Here is a 16,484-nt window from a genome sequence, read left to right as displayed (position 1 = left end):
GGAAGAAGGCCCCCGGCTGAGCGGAACCCGTCCGACGCTGCCCGCACGGCGACGGCCTGCGGCCGGTCGTCCTTGCGGCCCCGGCGGGTCCCCTCGGACACGTGCCCCCGGTACTGCCCTGGGCATCACCCGTACCGGCGCAGGTATGCCATCACGGCATCAGGGCCGTCGAGCCGTGCATCGGCCTGCGTGTCGCCGCCGCCGACCTTGATCGTACAGACGTCCCGGTCCATCTCCTGAAGGGCCGCAAAGGCGTCCTCGTCCGTCACGTCGTCCCCCAAGTAGACGGGCACGCGGTCGGGGTGCTGGCCCGCAATGCGACGCACGGCGGTGCCCTTCGTCAGTCCATCCGGGCGGAGCTCCACCACCTGCTTGCCCCAGATGGCGTCGAGCCCATCCGGCAGGTCGGCAAGCCAGTCTTTGAGTTGGGCTTGGGCCGTGTCTGTGTCCGCCGCCGTGCGGTAGTGCACCGCGAAGGACTGGTCTTTGTCTTCTACCCGAAGGCCCTCGACGTCCGGCACGGCTTCACGGAGGCGCCGGAGGGCCTCGGCGGCGGCATCCGGCATGAGACTGTGGGCGTCACGCCCCACGATTCCCTCTTGGGCCCCGTGTAGCCCGATTGCATGCAGGGACTGGTTGAGAAACGAAGAGAGGGCTTGCAGGTCGCGCCCCGTCACGATCCAGAGAGGAAACCGAGCGTCGAGGAGGCGGAGCAGGGCAGGGGCCTCGGGATGGGGCACAGCCGCGTCCGGGTCGTCCACGATGGGGGCAAGGGTGCCGTCGTAGTCGAGGAAGAAAAGCGGATTTTCGACCACCGGAAGCATCGGACCGCAGGGGGGAGACATCCGTTTTGCCTGTCCTCTTTCTACATCGTAAACCGGGGCGCATGGTGTGTGAAGTCCCTTGTCTGCGCCCTACGCTTCCTTTGTCGCCCCTCACGCATCCCTCTTCACGCGTCCGTCCTCACGGATCGAGTCCAGAAAGTTGCCGGCCCAGTTGTGTACGTCAAGGGTTTCGATGGTGTCCTTGAGCCCGGCGAGTCGCTCCTCGCGCTCGCCCGTCGGCATCTCGAGGGCAGTGCGGATGGCGTCGGCCACGCCGCCGTGGTCGTAGGGGTTGACCTGCACGGCTTCGGGGAGGAGGTAGGCCGCGCCGGTCAGTTCTGAGAGGACGAGCACACCGTCCTGTGAGGCGGTGACGAACTCCTGGGTCACCACATTCATCCCGTCGCGGAGGGGCGTGATCAGTGCCGCGTCGGCGGCCCGGTAGAAGGCACACAGCTCGTACTGGGTGTAGGTCCGGTAGCGGTAGTTCACGGGCACCCAACTGTCCCGGGCGAAGCGGCCGTTGATGCGGCCCACCACCTCGTCCACCTCGCGACGGATCTGCTGATACGATTCCAGCTCCGTGCGGCTCGGCGTGGCAATTTGGAAGAAGCTCACGTTGCCGTGGTACTCGGGGTTCTCCTCCAAAAACGCCTCGAACGCCAGCATGCGGGCCCGGATGCCTTTTGTGTAGTCGAGCCGGTCGATGCCGATGACAATGTGGTCGGAGCCGAGACGCTCACGGAATTTCTGAGCCTCCTGTATGATCGACGCGTCCCGAGACATCTCCTTGAACCGGTTCACGTCGATTCCGATCGGGTGGGCCTCCACCCGGGTCTCCTGTCCGTCGTACCGGACGCGGTGGCCGTCGACCTCCGCGCCGAGCAGCACATCGGCGCTCTCGATGAAGTTGTCGACGTACTCCTGCACGTGGAACCCGATCAGGTCGCAGCCGAGCATGCCGCGCAGCAGCTCGCGCGACCACGGCAGGATGCGAAAGATCTCCATGGCCGGCCACGGAATGTGCCAGAAGTGCCCGATGGTGGCCTCCGGGCGCTCCTGTCGAATGAGTCCCGGGGACAGCATCTGGTGGTAGTCCTGGATCCAGATGACATCCCCGTCGCCCTTTTCGGTTTCCGAGAGGACGGCCTCGGCGAAGCGCTCGTTGACCTGGCGGTACGTCTCAATGAACGTGTCGTCCAGGTTGAGGTGTTGGATCAGGTAGTGCGAGAGGGGCCAGAGGATCTGATTGGCCATGCCGTAGTAGTACCCGTCGAGCTCCTGCGAGCTCAGGGGCACGCGCCGCACGAGAAAGTCGGGGTTGTCGGCCGGATACGCTTGGCGTTTGGGCAGCTCCGGGTCCTCGCCCATGCCCACCCAGGTGCCTCCCTTCTCTTCGAGCACGGGGAGAAGGGCGGTGGTGAGGCCGCCCACCGACGTTTCCCAGCCGTCGTCGGCCTGTCGAACGGGAACACGGTTCGCAACTACAGTCAGGCTCAAGGCGACGAGAAGTGCGTGGTCAGAGAAGCAGTGAGTGGGTGCGGGGACCGCCCTGGCGACTGTCGGTGCGCCCACGGGCGCTTCACACGGTGACGAGTCGCTACCAGCATACCGGTGCGGCCGAACGATGGCAAGGCTGTGCCGCGCCTGGTCGTTCGTACGGGATCCTGGGGCGGGCCCTTTGCCGGTCGTCTCGCTACCGGGAGTCGGGGCGTTCAGGGTCTTCTACCTCCTCCTCGCGCCGCCGGGCCCATTCGTAGAGCGCGCGGTGCTTGATGGCGTCGCCGAAGAGACACAGCCCGGCGTTGAGCGCCACGAGGCTGGCCGTGCCGGCGGCCACCCACTTCCAGGTCGGTTCGCCGCGGCCCTTCAGGAGGGCCGACTGCCCGACACCGCTGGCGCCAAGGCCCGTGGCCAAGAGGCCGAGCGGGGCAAGCGCTTTCCAGGTTTGATAGTGTCGGTCCGCGGGGGCGTCTGTACTCGGGGAACGGGATGTCATGAGGACGGAGGGGAAAAATGGACCTGGTGAGAAAGGGGCCGAGACGACCGGGCACGATCAATCTGAAGCGGCCAGGGCCTCCACGACGTTCGCCCCGACGTCCGGGTAGTCGGTAATGAGCCCGTCGACCCCCAGCCGAATCAGTTGGCGCATCGTGTCGCGCTCGTTGACGGTCCAGGGCACCACGCGGAGGCCTCGGTCGTGGGCGGCCCGGAGCAGTGCCTCGTCGACGACGGAATGGGCGGGGCTGTAGACGGACGGGACGAAGCCCAGGGCGTCCAGCTGCTGGCGAAGGGCATCCGGCGTGGCGTCGGTCACTAGGAGAGCAAGCTGCACGGTCGTGCCCGTGTTCCGGTTCCCACGCAGGCGTCGGGTGGCCCGGAGGGCTCGCTCGTCGAACGACTGGATCGTGGTCCGGCCCGCGACCCCGTGCTCGTGTATCACGTTGAGGACGCGACGCGTGAAGGTCTCCGGCGCAGGGTGAAACGTCCCGTCCCACTCGGGCCGTGCCTTGATCTCGATGTTGTAAAATATGGGTGACCGGTCATGGTCGGTCCCATAGGCCTCCGCCCTTTCGATCACGTTGCGGAGGCGCGGTTTGGCGGCCGGCCGAGACGTCTGCCGGGGAAAGTCGGGATGCTGCCGTTGACCGCAGTCGTACTGCCTGATGTCGGCGTACGGCATCTGGTAGAGATTGTGCTCGCGGGCGTTGTCCTCGGGCACCGGATCCCCGGCCGGGAGCGCGCAGATATCGGGGTTCATCCAGGGCTCGTGCGACACGACGACCTGCCCGTCGGCGCTGATCACAACGTCCATCTCCAGCGTCGTCACGCCGATCCGGAGGGCGCGCCGGAACGCCGGCAACGTGTTTTCTGGGGCGAGGCCGCGGGCGCCCCGATGGCCCTGCAGGTCGAAGGCCGGCGGGACGGTCGAGTCGGGGGGCGTCGTGGCCGGCATTCCGATCCCGATCGTGACGAGGAGGGAGAGCAGTACAGTGGGTATCATGCTGAGGGGACGCGTTACTCCGCGTGCTGTGTGGCTGGGGCCGGCGACAGGTGTTCGGCGATATGGTTCGTGATCATGGTGAACAGGTGCAGTCGGGTGTTGCCGCCGGCAAGGCCGTGCTCGTGGGTCGGGTACATCATGAATCGGAACTGCTTGTTGGCCGACTGCAGTTGATTCACCATCTGCACGCTGTTCTGGACGTGGACGTTGTCGTCGTCGTCGCCGTGCACGATCAACAGGTTCTGGTCATCGCGCAGGCGACTGGCGTAGGTCTGGGGGGCACCGTTCTCGTAGCCGTCCGCATTCCGGTCGGGCGTCGACATGTAGCGCTCGGTGTAGATAGTGTCGTAGAGCCGCCAGTCGGTGACGGGGGCCACCGAGACGCCCGTGTCGAACGTGGACGGCCCCTCGCCCGTGAGCATAGACATGAGGGTCATGTAGCCGCCGTAGCTCCAGCCCCAGACGCCGATGTGGTCCGCATCCACCCACGCGGAGTCGGCGAGGGCCTGCGCCGCGCGGATGTGGTCGGCCGACTCCGGCTGGCCGAGGCGCTGGTAGGGCACGTCCTGGAAGGCCTTGCCGCGTCCCCCGGTCCCGCGATTGTCGACGCTGACGACGACCATGTCGTGTGCGCGGGCCAGGTACTGGTGCCACAGCTGTCGGGTGCCGCCCCACTGGTTGGTGACCGTCTGCACGCCGGGCCCGCCGTAGACGTACATCAGCACCGGGTACGACCGTGACGGGTCGAAGTCCCGGGGCTTGATGACGTACGCATTCAGAGAGGTGTCGTCGGCCCCGGGAAGGCTCGTGAACTGTTTCTTGGGAAGGTCAAGACTGTCCAACCGCTTGTCGAGCGTGTCGTTGGCTTGAAGGGTGGTGAGACGCTCGCCCGACACGTCGTGGAGGGACCAGGTGGGGGGGGTGTCCGCCGTCGAGTGCCGGTCGATGTAGTAAGCATGGTCCGCCGACAGGTCGAGGGTGTGCCAGCCCGGGCGCGACGTCACTTTGCGGACGGACGGAGCCGTCTCGTGCGGGGCAAACGAAACGTCCGCCGCGTAGAGGTGCCGCTCCAATGACGTGTCGCGGGTGCCGGTGACATAGGCCGTCGAGGCGTCCTCGTTCACGCCGTGGAATTGCGTCACCTCCCACGGTCCCTTGGTGAGAGGGCCCACCTCTGTGCCGTCAGTGCGGTACAGGTAGGCGTGGTTGTACCCATTCCGTTCCGAGAGAAAGACGAAGTGCTCCCCGTTGTCGAGGTAGGTGAGCTTGTCGTTGGTCACGTCGATGTACGTGTCTTGCGTGTCCTGGAGCACCTGCTTCGTGTCTCCGGTCTCGGGGTGGCCGTACAAGAGGTCCAGCACGTTCTGATTCCGATTGAGGCGGTACATCCAGACCCGGTGCGTGCCGTCAACCTTAGGAGTCCAGCCCATGCGGGCCAGGTACTCGTGCGTTCGTCCGCCGGCGTTCCACGTGTCGGTGTCGAAATACTGGATCGCCTGCGGCTGGCCCTTCGCGGTGGAGTCGACCGCGGAAAGGTCGATCACCCCGATCTTGATCTCGCTGTTCTGTTCTCCGGCCTTCGGATAGCGAAACTCCGTACGTTCCGGATAGCGCGTGGTGTTGTTCATCAACGGAAACGAGCGGGTCTCGGACTCGTCAAGCTTGAAGAACGCGATGCGCCGGCCGTCCGGGCTCCACTGCCAGCCGTCGCGCAGCCCAAACTCCTCCTCGTACACCCAGTCGAATGTGCCGTTGATAATCGTCCCGTCGCTGCCGTCTGTGGTGAGGGCCGTCTCCGTGCCCGTTGTGAGGTCCACGACGTGCAGGTTTCGCTTCCGGACGAACGCTACCTTCGTGGCCGACGGGTTGAACTTCGCAAACATCTGGTACCCGTCGTCGCGATTGGAGACCGGAGTGAGCGTCTGTGTACCGAGATCGTAGACGTAGTAATAGCCTTTCGTGTTGGCGCGCCACACCTCTTTCGAGTCCGTGTAGATGAGCACCTTCTCGCCGGATTCGCTAAAGGCGTAGTCCTCGATCGGCACGAGCCGATCCACATCGCCCGCGTGCAGGTTCGTGCCGTCGATCACCCGTGTCTGTTCGTCCGTCCGCAGGTTGTAGCGCAGGAGGTGCGTCGCGTCGGCCGTGTCGGCGGACTCGATGTACGTGATGACCGGGCCCTGCTCCGTCCACCGTCCTCCCTGAAAGGTGCTGGCACGAAACGTGGACGAGGCGTGGATGCTCTCGAGGGTGAATGCGGGATCGTCCTGCCCCTGGGCAGGAGCCCTGGGAACAGAGAGCACCAGAAGGGCGACAAGCGAAAGGGCGAGGCGGCGGGTCATCAGGGGACGCGGCGGGGTGAGGAGAAAAAAGACGGGTATGGGTAGCGAGAACATATTCGTCTTTCGGGGCTTTTGCAATGCCGTCTGCCTCAACCGGTTGGTCCCCCACCTGTGTATGACGAATGAAGACGCCTCCGCGTCTGGCCGGGGGCAATCCCGTTCGGGACGACCCCCAGAGGCACTCCCTGGTGTGCGTTCAAAAGATCCTTTTTGGGGTACGACCGAGGGACTCGTCACTCTGAAGAAGCTGACAAGCGACCGACGAACCGCTTCGAGTCCGGCGGTTTCGCCGCATTTGGGGAGATCTTTCGATTCCGCTTCGCTTTGCTCAAAATGACTTCATTGCAGAGAGGATTGCGTGACACTGCACCAGTCCCCGCTGACCGGGAGTAGATGGCCGGGCACTGGTCTGTAGCCGTTGGTTGGGAAGGCAATTGTCCGGCTCGAAGTGTCCGTCCGGGAACCATTGTGCGGGCAGACCCCTATGAAGCGGTTGCTCGTTTGCTTTTTGCGCGTATCCCCAGCGTCTCGCCATCGATCAGCCGACCAATAACGTCGAAGATGCGCCGGTGACCGCCACCGTGGACCTGGCGGCCATTCGGCACAACGCAGGCGTCTTGCGGGAGCGGGCCGGCGGGGCCGACGTGATGGCCATCATCAAGGCCGATGCGTACGGGCATGGCGTGCGCCCCGTGGCCCGGGCGGCGCACGAGGCGGGGATTCGTCACTACGGAGTGGCCCGGCTGCCCGAGGGCATTCACCTCCGAGAAGACGGACACCGCGGTCGCATCCTCGTCCTCGGGGCCCCGGCTGCCGCGCAGCTGCCGCGGTACGCCGAATACGACCTTGACCTGACCGTTCCCTCGGCCGAGGTTGCGGCTGCGGTCGTGCGGCACGCCTCCCCGAACGCGCCGCTTCGGGTCCACGTTACGGTCGACACCGGCATGGGGCGCCTTGGGCTGGCCCCCGACGACGTGCCGGCGGTAATGGCGCGCCTGGCCGATGCCCCCGGCGTCCGCCTCGCTGGGCTGTGGACCCATTTCGCGACCGCCGATGCCCCCGGAAGCTCGTTTGCAAAGACGCAGCTCGATCGCTTCCGGGCGGTGGTAGACGCGGTAGACGTGGATGTGGAGCACGTGCATGCGGCCAACACAGGGGCCCTTCTTACCCTTGGAGAGCCCGCCCACGAGTTTGAGGCATCCCTCGTGCGGAGCGGAATTGCCCTGTACGGCCTGGCGGCGACCCCGGAACTGAGCGCCCGGCTTGACCTGCGTCCTGCCATGCGGCTTACGGCCCGCGTCACCCATCTGAAGACGGTGTCGGCCGGTACGCCGGTCTCGTACGGGGCGGAGTGGCAGGCCCCGCGCCGGACTCGCATCGCAACACTGGGGGTTGGATACGGCGACGGATACCCGCGCCGGTGCTGTGGCCGCGCCTCTGTGCGAGTTGGAGGTGCCTTGTGCCCCATCGTGGGCACCATCTGTATGGACATGTGTATGGTAAACCTTGGGCCTCCGGACAAGGCCCCGGCCACCCGCGTCGACCGGGGCGACGAGGCCGTCTTGTTTGGCCCTGCTGGCCCCACCGTCTACGACGTAGCCCAGTGGGCCGACACCATCCCGTACGAAATTCTGTGTGGGGTGTCCCCGCGTGTGCCCCGACGGCATGTGAATTGCGCCGACGGGGCCCTGTCTCGTGCGGCACAGTCTGCCGCACCGAGGGTCTGAACGATACACACCATTGTTACATTTAAGTCGGGAGTCACGATGCGGAGACTGCATCCCATCCTACGGCTGTCGCATAGGATGCACGGCGGTGAATGACATGTTCTCTCCGGATCCGAAGCCAGAACGACTTACAAAGTTTTGTTTCCACTCATAAATCTCCTTATAACCAATGCCTATTACTGCCGATCCTAGCGACATTGATGTTCTCGTTGTTGACGATGAGAAAGATGTTGTTGAGGTTGTTGGTCACTTTCTTGAAGAAGAAGGATACACGGTCCATACGGCCTTCGACGGCGAGGAGGCCCTCGAAACGGCCTCGGGGAAAATCGACTTGATTGTGCTGGACATCATGCTTCCCGGCGTGGACGGCTACGAAGTCTGTAGAGAGCTCCGAGATCGCGTCGAGACCGAGGAAATTCCCATCGTCTTCCTGAGCGCAAAGACCGAAGAGGAAGACCAGATCGAGGGCTTGATGCTGGGGGGCGATGACTATCTCACGAAGCCGGTCTCGCCGCAGGTTCTCGTGGCGCACGTGAAGGCCGTACTGCGGCGCTCCGGTGTGGAGGAAAGCAGCATTCTTGAGGTCGACGGCCTCAAGATTTATGAGGACGAGTATCGTGCGGAATTGAACGAGGAGGACCTCGGCCTGACGCTCACGGAGTTCGAGCTCCTTCGCTACCTGGTGCGCCACCCCCGCAAGGCCTTCACCCGCCAGCAGCTGCTGGAGACCATCTGGAAAGACGCCATGATGGTAACCGAGCGGACTGTCGACGCCCACATTAAGAACCTGCGCGAGAAGCTGGGCGACTTTGCCAAGCACATCCAGACGGTTCGGGGCGTCGGGTACCGGTTCGTGCAGGAGGAAGAGTCGGCCGAAGCGTAGCCCCTGCCGCGTTGCGCATTTAATTTGTGGGAGTTGGCTTCTGGCTGCGCCGCATGTCTCTTGCTCGGTCAATTCAGGATGCGCTTCTGCCCCGTCGGGCCTCAACACAGACCTGGATGGTCTTGACGTTTGCCCTGTTCGTGGGCACGGCCGTCGTGGGGGTGGGGCTCTACGTGATGCTGGTCCTGCGGGGCGAGATGCGGACGGCCATGCAGGAAACGCTCCGCAACCAGGCCAACCGGATTGCGGTCCAGGTGGAGCAGGAGCCGGATCCGGTTCGGCGGGGACGCATCGTGGACAACCTGACGGAGCTGCGAGGCCTGGACATTGCGCTCGTGACCTCCGACACGACCTACCACCCTTCGTCTCGGGCGGGCCGGTCCGTCCCGGCCGACACGCTGATTGATGTGTCGGCCCTCGAGAACAAGATGGAGACGACGGTCCGGTTTGCACGACTGCAGCCCGAGGACGGGGAGCGGTTCTTCCTGGCGGCCCTCTACCGCCCCTCCTCAAACCTGATCGTGCGGGTGGGCCAGTCCCCCCCGCCGCTGTACGGGCTTGCCCAGCGCTCTCAGGTCGTGCTCGTGCTGGGCATGATTCTGGCGCTCATACTGGCGCTCGTCGGCAGCTTCATCGCGGCCTACCAGGTGACGACCCCCCTCACGCACATCAGCAAAACGGCCCGTCGGGTGGCCGAGGGGGAGCTGACCGGCAAAATTCGGGTTGAGTCCCGCGCGGCGGAGTTTCAAGACCTCGCCGAGAGCCTCAACCGGGCCTCCGACACGTTCCGGGAGAAGATCGAAGAGCTGGAGCGCATGACCCGGCTGCAGAGCGAGTTCATTGGCAACGTCTCCCACGAGGTCCGCAACCCGATCTTCTCCATCAGCGGGTACCTGGAGGCCCTCGGAACGCCCGGGCTCGACAATGAGCAGCGAAAAATGTACTCCGAGAAGGCGCTGACCAACCTGAATCGCCTCCAGAACCTCTTCAACGACCTCATCGACATCGCCCGGCTTGAGTACCGGGAAGACCTCATCAACCGGTCGGTGTTTGACCTGAAGGACCTGATCGACGAGGTGGCCGAGATGCTGCGGCCGAAGGCCGAAGAAAAGGACCTGGGCTTCGAGGCCGATGTGTCCCGCTTCTTCGTCCATGCCGATCGCTCCCGCGTCCGCCAGGTGCTGACCAACCTCATCGAGAATGGGATCGCCTACACCGGCAGTGGATCCGTCCGGTGTCGGGTGCAGCGGCGCCTCGACAAGGTCCGCGTGGAAATCGTGGACACGGGACAGGGCATCGACGAAGATCACCTCGACCGCATCTTCGAACGCTTCTACCGAGTGGACCCGGATCGCTCCCGCGAAAGCGGCGGAACGGGGCTCGGGCTTAGCATCGTGAAGCAGATTCTGCAGGCCCACGGCGAGGACATCCACGTCGAGAGCACCAAGGGACGTGGGACCCGGTTCTGGTTTGAGCTTCCCCACGAGCCCGAGCCGGAGGCCGTAGAGGCGTAGCCCACGGCCGGGCTCGGCCTTTGGGGGCTGTGCCCAACCCCCTGGATCCTCGCCAGGTCTTCGCAGAAGAATCTTTCTGTAGACTGAGGAATTTCATACACTGAACATGCTGAGCGCTCAGCTCCTCCTCAGTGTACTCTTTGTTCGGAAGCGCTTTCAAAAGCTGTTTGGTGGATTGATGCTCAGCCGACACGAGCGTAGCGACTGACGAGGCCCAGCCGAATAAACACAGTGGGCGACGTCGCAAAAGGGTGCCCAAGCGAGCCTTGTAGCGGGGGCCGAGCAGGAGCGAGGTCATGCCCGTGGTGAGCTACCAGGCGAGTGCAGAAGACTTTTTGCGCGAGAACCACGAAGTCGCAGCGCTGGGAGCACAGCGACCAAGGACTCGTCGGGGTGGCCACAGAACGTCTGCCAAACAGCTTCTCAGGGTGCAACCGATCATTGTGCCTGCGTGTGCAGGCGTGACGGGGCGGCGGGGATCTGTGCACAGGGGGGCTTCGAGGGCGATGGGCGGCGATGGAGGATCCTTTGGCGCTCGATGCCGTGTCGACTCATCTAGCTGGCTTCGACCAATGGCTACACCCGAGATGCAAGACACAAACGACTCGGACCTCGATCCTCAGACGAATGCGTCGTCGGGCGTCCCGGAGGCTGAATCGACGGAGCCGGAGCTGCCGGATCCTCCCTCGTCCCCCGACGGGAAAGAGGCCGTGGAGGCCGTCGCAGAGGAACGTCCGGCCGAGAGCATGCATGGAGACGGCCACGCGGCCATTCCTCAGATTCCGTCCATCAGGTCGGACGGGTCGATCGCGATCGACGAACTGTCGCCCGCAGATTTTGAGCCCGATGATTTGCGGCGGCGGCTTCGGACGATGATGCTCTCGCGGCGGCTGGACGAGAAGATGATGACGCTGATCAAGCAGGGCAAGGGGCACTTCCACATCGGGTGTGCCGGGCACGAGGCCGTGCAGTCGGCAATTGGCCGCTATTCACGGCCCGGAGAGGGGCCCGGCCACGACTGGTTCTGTTTCTACTACCGGGACCTGTGCATGGCGCTCTCTCTCGGAATGACGACGAAAGAGGCCCTGCTTGCCCATCTTGCGAAGGCCGACGACCCGAACTCGGGGGGACGCCAAATGCCGGAGCACTTCGGCCTGAAGCATCTCAATGTAATGACGACGGCCTCCTCGGTCGGGGCGCAGTTCAACCCCGGGGTTGGGTTCGGGTTTGGAATCCAGCAGCGCGGGGAGGACAACTACGTATACATCTCGTGCGGCGACGGGGCCACCTCGCAGGGCGACTTCCACGAGGCCCTCAACTGGGCAGCCCGCGAGCAGGCGCCCGCCCTGTTTTTGGTTCAGGACAACAAGTACGCCATCAGCGTTCCCATTGAGGAGCAGACGGCGGGCGGGACCCCGTACAAGCTGACCGCGGGCTACGAAGGCCTCAGCCGGATGCGCGTAGACGGGACCGACTTCTTCGCCAGCGCCTCCGCCGCGCAGGCCGCCATCCGACACATCCGCGAGGGCAACGGGCCGGTCTGTCTCGTGGCCGACGTGGTGCGCCTGCTGCCCCACTCCTCTTCGGACGACCACACCAAGTACCGCACGCCCGACGAGCTGGAGGCCGACCGCAAGATCGATCCCATCGATCGCCTACAAGAAACCCTCATCGACGAGGGCACCCTGACGAGGGAAGACGCGGAGGCCCTGCAGGAAGAGGTCCACGAAGAGGTCAACGAGGCCACTGAATGGGTCAAGCAACAGGACGATCCCGCTGCCGAGACGGCCTCCGACCACGTCTTCTTCGAGGGCGATCTCGATCTTGAATACAACTCTGAGGACGACCTCGACGAAGACGCCGAGCCGACGGTCATGGTCGACGCCATCAACCGTACGCTCAAGGAGGAGATGGCGCGTGACGAGTCGATTGTTGTCTACGGCGAAGATGTCGCGGGCGATAAGGGCGGGGTCTTTACTGCGACCAAGGATCTCACCGACGAGTTTGGTGAGGATCGCTGCTTCAACTCGCCCCTGGCCGAGGGATCCATTATTGGCACCGCGGTGGGCTACGCCGCGAGCGGGTTCACGCCGGTCGTCGAGATCCAGTTTGCCGACTACATCTGGCCGGCGATGCAGCAGCTGCGCAATCAGGTGGCGCCCTTTCGCTATCGCTCGGACGGGCAGTGGAGCTGTCCGATGGTCGTCCGCGTGCCCTGTGGGGGCTACATCCACGGGGGCCTGTGCCACTCGCAGAACGTCGAATCGATCTTCGGCCACACGCCCGGCCTAAAGGTGGCCCTCCCCTCCACGGCCGCCGACGCGAAGGGCCTTCTCGCCACCGCCATTCGCTCGGAAGACCCGGTGCTGTTTCTGGAGCACAAGGCACTCTACCGCGCCGCGTCGGCCCGCACCCCCAGGCCCCCGGAAGACTACACGCTTCCCTTCGGCGAGGCGCGCATCGCCCGCGAGGGATCGGACCTGACGATCATCACCTATGGCATGATGGCCCAGAAGTCGCTCAACGCGGCGCAGGAGCTGGAGCAGGAGGGCGTGGACGTAGAGGTCGTCGACCTGCGCACCATCGTGCCGCTCGACTCGGAGACGATCCTGGAGTCGGTCCGAAAGACGAACCGCGCGCTCGTCGTCTACGAGGACCACGAATTCATCGGGTTTGGCGCCGAGCTCTGCGCCCAGATCGCCGACGACGCGTTCACGCACCTCGACGCTCCTGTCCGCCGCGTGGCGGGCGAATTTACGCCGATTCCGTTCGCTCACGACCTGGAGCGGGCCGTACTGCCGAGCGACGAAGGGATCCTGAAAGCGGCTCGTGACCTCGCCGCATTCTAGGCTTCTTCGGAGGCGCTACGGCGCCTCGGTGCGTGGCGTCGGCTCGGCGGCCTGTACGGTGTCCCGCCGCGTGGAGTCCTGGGCAGGGGAAGACGAGGGCGGCACCTCCTGAATGCGGGTGACCCCCACGCCCCGCTTGTACACCATGGCGCCGCCGTTCTCGCCGGTTTCGTACATTGGGTACAGGGTTCCCAGTCCGAGAACGAACAGGACGAGGTGGGCGGATCGTCGGGCGCGGACCCGAGACACAAACAGCCCGGCGGTCCGGAGCAGGGCGTATCCGCTCGTGGAGGCCATCGTATACCACGCCCAGAACGAGTGCGTCGACAGGGTCTGGGCGGCCCCGGGCGTGACGATCGGCACTGTGTCGATCGCCCAGGTGCCGCTGTAATAACTGACGACCGTGCTCAGCCCCGTCGCCGCGTAGAGCCCCGTCGCGACCTCCCGCCCCGTTTCCCACTGATCTCCCAGCCACAGGGCGAGTGCGTCGGCGGCCAAGGACACGAAGATCAGGGCAATGGGAAAGTGCACGATGAGCGGGTGCGCGTTGGGCACCCACTCGGGCAGCAGAAAGTCAGGGACCACAGGGACGTGGACATGTTTTGGAGTTGACGGCAACGTCCCCGAAAACCCACCGTCGCGAGGGCATGGTTCTGAAAAATCGTAACCAAACCGATACCAGCGTCCTGCACCTCAACGAAGGCGAAATTATTGCCTCTTCCGGGGGCTGTCCGACCGGGCGGTTCCTGGGAACGTTGCCCAGGAAAGGGAGGACGTGGGCGCGGTTTCTGCTTGTGTGGGCCGGGAGGCCGGCATCCTCGAAGACGGCGGTGGTGTAGCCTGCGTCCCGACTACGGGTTGAGGGAGGCCCGTGCGCCGTTCGTCCGACGCCGGCCGTCGTCAGGACGGGCTTCGAGGAGCAGATGCCGCAGGTGGGCGTGAGGCGTGTGTGGGGTCACTGCGGCCGACCGCAGCCGCTGGAGGTGGGCGTTGAGCACAGCGCGGCGGTACGGCACCGGCCCCTCCAGCCCGAGGATGTTCGGGTGCTCGGTGGCGTGCACCGTCTCATCGTCTCGCACGAGCCGTTCGCTGAGCTTCTCGCCGGGACGTCGCCCCACGTACTCGATCATTGTCTCGGGGTTGACGTGTGGGGCCCAGTGACGGACAAACCGTTTTGCTAGCCACTCGATGCGAATGGGATCGCCCATCCGAAAGCTGTAGGTGGGCGCAGCGTCGAGGAGAAGGGTATGCAGGATGAGCCCGCAGGCCTCCGTCCGGCTCATGAAGTAACGCTCCATGTCCGGGTGGGTGACGGGAAGCGGTTCGCCCGCGGCAAGCTTTTCTTCGAACCGGGGCACCACGCCCCCTTCCGTCCCGAACACGTTCCCGAAGCGCACCGTCGTGCACCGCATCGGCCCCGAACCGGTGCGCACGTACCACTCGGCCAGCCGCTTGGTCGTCCCGAGTACGCTCGACGGGTGGACGGCCTTGTCGGTGGACACGAAGATGAACCGGTCGACCGCGTGCTGCTCGCAGAGCTGGAGAAGCTGGACGGAGGCCTGGGTGTTGTTGTGGAACGCCTCCACGGGGTGACGCTCCATGAGGGGCACGTGCTTGTAGGCCGCCGCGTGGATTACCACGTCGGGCCGGTGGTGGGCAAGAAGGGCGTCCATGCGAGGGGCATCTCGCACGTCGGCCATGCACAGGTCCAGTCCGTTGCGGTCCCCGTTGGCTTGGAGGGTGCGTTCGAGTCGGTAGAGGGTGCGCTCGCTCACATCGACGAGCACGACCCGGGACGGCTCTAGGGCCAGCAGCTGTCGGCTCAGCTCCGATCCGATGGAGCCGCCGGCGCCCGTGACGAGCACAGTGCGGCCGGACAGCACGGCCTCCAGGGCGGTTCGGTCTACGGCTCCTGGCTCCCGGGGCACGAGGTCGCTCAGGTCCAAGCCGGAGGGGGGAGGGTCGGGAGACGACCTGGTGGGGGTGGAGCAGCTCATGGCAAGAAGCCCGCGGCACCCCACCCGGAGCCCAAGAATCCCGACCGGGGCCAGGAGGCCCGGCACTGCGAGGACGCTGGGCGGGGGGGCTGTGGCCGGAGCGACCACGTGGGTGAGGGCCATGCCCCCCCATGCCCCAACGAGCCACATCCCTACGCGCCATAGGTCCGACAGGTGCACCCGTCGGGGCGAGAGGCGGTAAATGCCGCTGGCGCCCAGTGCGGCGCCGTACACGCCCAGCACGAGGAGGGAGGCCGTTGCGCCTTCTGTCCCGTGCGAGAGGCTCTCGTCCCCGGCGTGAAGCATGCGCCCGAGAAGCAGGCTCCCGTACACGAGCAGCGCGTCCGGGAGGGCCAAGAAAAGAGGGCCCCACTCCCGCAGCCGTGCCTCAGCGGTGGTGTGCTCGGGGGCAGAACGAGAGACAGGCATAAGACAACACACGGACTGGTGATTCCGAAAATCCCTCTGCCCCCTGGTGGAAACGATCCTACCCCCGGTTTGAGGCGAGACCGGCGGCGGTCTCTATGAGGGACGTGTACCGGTTGAGCATCGCGTCCCGATTGAAGCAGCGCCGCGCCGCGGCGCGGGCGTTCTGGCCGGCCTGGCGGCGGGCCTTGGGGGAGGCGAGGACGGCCCGAACGCGGTCGGCGAGGGCGCCGGGCGACTCGGGCGGCACGGACCACCCGCAACCGTGCCGCTCCACAAACCGCCGGGTCCACCCAGGGTTCGTGACCACGACGGGGGTCCCCGTGGCGAGGCTATCGAAAAACTTGCTGGGCGCGTTGGCGGCCAGCACGGGACGATCGCGGAAGGGGATGAGCGACAGGTCGGCGTGCTCGAACAGCGCGAGGGTATCGGGGTAGGGACGGGGCGAAAGCCGACGAATAGCGTCGTGTCGGCGGGCTGCCTGCTCCACGAGAGGGGCATGGTGGCCCCGTCCGGCAAGAGCCACGAGCACGTCCGACCGACCGTCGACGAGACGGCGGGCCGCGTCGAGCAGCGTCGGAATCGCGTTCGCGCGGCCAAACGTGCCGGCGTAGAGCACGAGGAAGCGTCGATCGCGGGACAGGGGCTCCGTCAGGACACGGTTCTCATCGACAGTGTCCAGGACTGCCGGATCGGCCCCATACGGCAGCGTTGTCACCGACGCGGAGGGGGCTTGGACGCGGACGTGCTGCTCCATGTCGGGCGAGACGGTCACGACCTCTGCTGCGCTCCGGTACAGCGCCGCTTCTCCCCACCGTAGCAGCCTCGGCAGGCCGACGTTCGGCACCGCACCCATCTGAATGGGAAATGCGGGCCAGAGGTCCTGCACCTCGAAGACCCACGGCACGTCGCGAATCC

The 16,484-nt window shown here is 65.4% G+C and carries 12 protein-coding genes; 4 read left to right on the top strand and 8 right to left on the bottom strand.

Annotation, left to right across the window (positions count from 1 at the left end):
- Positions 1 to 125: 125 nt before the first annotated feature.
- The 5 genes from otsB to B7R93_RS03890 all read right to left on the bottom strand — a co-directional run bounded on the left by otsB (position 126) and on the right by B7R93_RS03890 (position 6,170).
- Positions 126 to 845 carry a trehalose-phosphatase gene (gene otsB / locus B7R93_RS03910; protein ID WP_232797989.1) on the bottom strand — a complete coding sequence of 240 codons (720 nt, stop codon included), beginning with the start codon at positions 843 to 845 and terminating at the stop codon, positions 126 to 128.
- Positions 846 to 935: 90 nt separating this feature from the next.
- Positions 936 to 2,324 carry an alpha,alpha-trehalose-phosphate synthase (UDP-forming) gene (locus B7R93_RS03905; RefSeq protein WP_198598575.1) on the bottom strand — a complete coding sequence of 463 codons (1,389 nt, stop codon included), beginning with the start codon at positions 2,322 to 2,324 and terminating at the stop codon, positions 936 to 938.
- A 196-nt stretch (positions 2,325 to 2,520) separates the two neighbouring features.
- A complete protein-coding gene (locus tag B7R93_RS03900) occupies positions 2,521 to 2,823 on the bottom strand; it encodes a hypothetical protein (protein WP_103019520.1) in 303 nt (100 codons plus the stop codon).
- Between the two features lie 57 nt (positions 2,824 to 2,880).
- Positions 2,881 to 3,828: a glycerophosphodiester phosphodiesterase family protein gene (locus tag B7R93_RS03895; protein WP_103019519.1), complete on the bottom strand. Its 948-nt coding sequence runs from the start codon at positions 3,826 to 3,828 to the stop codon at positions 2,881 to 2,883.
- Positions 3,829 to 3,842: 14 nt separating this feature from the next.
- A complete protein-coding gene (locus B7R93_RS03890; protein WP_103019518.1) occupies positions 3,843 to 6,170 on the bottom strand; it encodes a S9 family peptidase in 2,328 nt (775 codons plus the stop codon).
- A 569-nt stretch (positions 6,171 to 6,739) separates the two neighbouring features.
- On the opposite strand from B7R93_RS03890, the gene alr reads away from it, so the two are divergent.
- The 4 genes from alr (at position 6,740) to B7R93_RS03870 (ending at position 13,143) form a co-directional block, all read left to right on the top strand.
- On the top strand, positions 6,740 to 7,897 hold the full coding sequence (gene alr / locus B7R93_RS03885) for an alanine racemase (RefSeq protein ID WP_232797988.1): 1,158 nt from the start codon (positions 6,740 to 6,742) through the stop codon (positions 7,895 to 7,897).
- Between the two features lie 169 nt (positions 7,898 to 8,066).
- The gene (locus B7R93_RS03880) at positions 8,067 to 8,780 is read left to right on the top strand and encodes a response regulator transcription factor (RefSeq protein WP_103019517.1); all 714 of its coding nucleotides are present in this window, start codon (positions 8,067 to 8,069) and stop codon (positions 8,778 to 8,780) included.
- A gap of 53 nt (positions 8,781 to 8,833) precedes the next feature.
- Positions 8,834 to 10,294: a sensor histidine kinase gene (locus tag B7R93_RS03875; protein ID WP_198598574.1), complete on the top strand. Its 1,461-nt coding sequence runs from the start codon at positions 8,834 to 8,836 to the stop codon at positions 10,292 to 10,294.
- A gap of 572 nt (positions 10,295 to 10,866) precedes the next feature.
- On the top strand, positions 10,867 to 13,143 hold the full coding sequence (locus B7R93_RS03870; protein WP_232797987.1) for an alpha-ketoacid dehydrogenase subunit alpha/beta: 2,277 nt from the start codon (positions 10,867 to 10,869) through the stop codon (positions 13,141 to 13,143).
- 15 nt (positions 13,144 to 13,158) lie between these two features.
- Here the strand turns inward: B7R93_RS03870 and B7R93_RS03865 are convergent, their stop codons facing one another.
- The 3 genes from B7R93_RS03865 to B7R93_RS03855 all read right to left on the bottom strand — a co-directional run.
- Complete coding sequence (locus tag B7R93_RS03865; RefSeq protein ID WP_232797986.1) at positions 13,159 to 13,728, bottom strand: DUF2231 domain-containing protein; 570 nt, start codon at positions 13,726 to 13,728, stop codon at positions 13,159 to 13,161.
- Positions 13,729 to 13,994: 266 nt separating this feature from the next.
- Entirely contained in the window at positions 13,995 to 15,569 is a 1,575-nt protein-coding gene (locus tag B7R93_RS03860; RefSeq protein ID WP_103019515.1) for an SDR family NAD(P)-dependent oxidoreductase, read from the bottom strand.
- 58 nt (positions 15,570 to 15,627) lie between these two features.
- The coding region (locus B7R93_RS03855; RefSeq protein ID WP_103019514.1) for a glycosyltransferase family 4 protein at positions 15,628 to 16,484 on the bottom strand (857 nt) is incomplete at its 5' end.

Source organism: Salinibacter altiplanensis (assembly GCF_002894645.1).
Taxonomy (GTDB): Bacteria; Bacteroidota; Rhodothermia; order Rhodothermales; family Salinibacteraceae; genus Salinibacter; species Salinibacter altiplanensis.
Note: the sequence above shows the minus strand (reverse complement) of the source record. Positions and strands in the feature narration are given on the sequence as shown.

What these genes read in the sequence shown, in the direction of transcription:
- B7R93_RS03870 (WP_232797987.1), top strand. Translation starts at nt 10,867, where the DNA reads ATGGCTACACCCGAGATGCAAGACACAAACGACTCGGACCTCGATCCT.
- B7R93_RS03880 (WP_103019517.1), top strand. Translation starts at nt 8,067, where the DNA reads ATGCCTATTACTGCCGATCCTAGCGACATTGATGTTCTCGTTGTTGAC.
- otsB (WP_232797989.1), bottom strand. Translation starts at nt 845, where the DNA reads ATGTCTCCCCCCTGCGGTCCGATGCTTCCGGTGGTCGAAAATCCGCTT.
- B7R93_RS03860 (WP_103019515.1), bottom strand. Translation starts at nt 15,569, where the DNA reads ATGCCTGTCTCTCGTTCTGCCCCCGAGCACACCACCGCTGAGGCACGG.
- B7R93_RS03875 (WP_198598574.1), top strand. Translation starts at nt 8,834, where the DNA reads ATGTCTCTTGCTCGGTCAATTCAGGATGCGCTTCTGCCCCGTCGGGCC.
- B7R93_RS03900 (WP_103019520.1), bottom strand. Translation starts at nt 2,823, where the DNA reads ATGACATCCCGTTCCCCGAGTACAGACGCCCCCGCGGACCGACACTAT.
- B7R93_RS03890 (WP_103019518.1), bottom strand. Translation starts at nt 6,170, where the DNA reads ATGACCCGCCGCCTCGCCCTTTCGCTTGTCGCCCTTCTGGTGCTCTCT.
- B7R93_RS03895 (WP_103019519.1), bottom strand. Translation starts at nt 3,828, where the DNA reads ATGATACCCACTGTACTGCTCTCCCTCCTCGTCACGATCGGGATCGGA.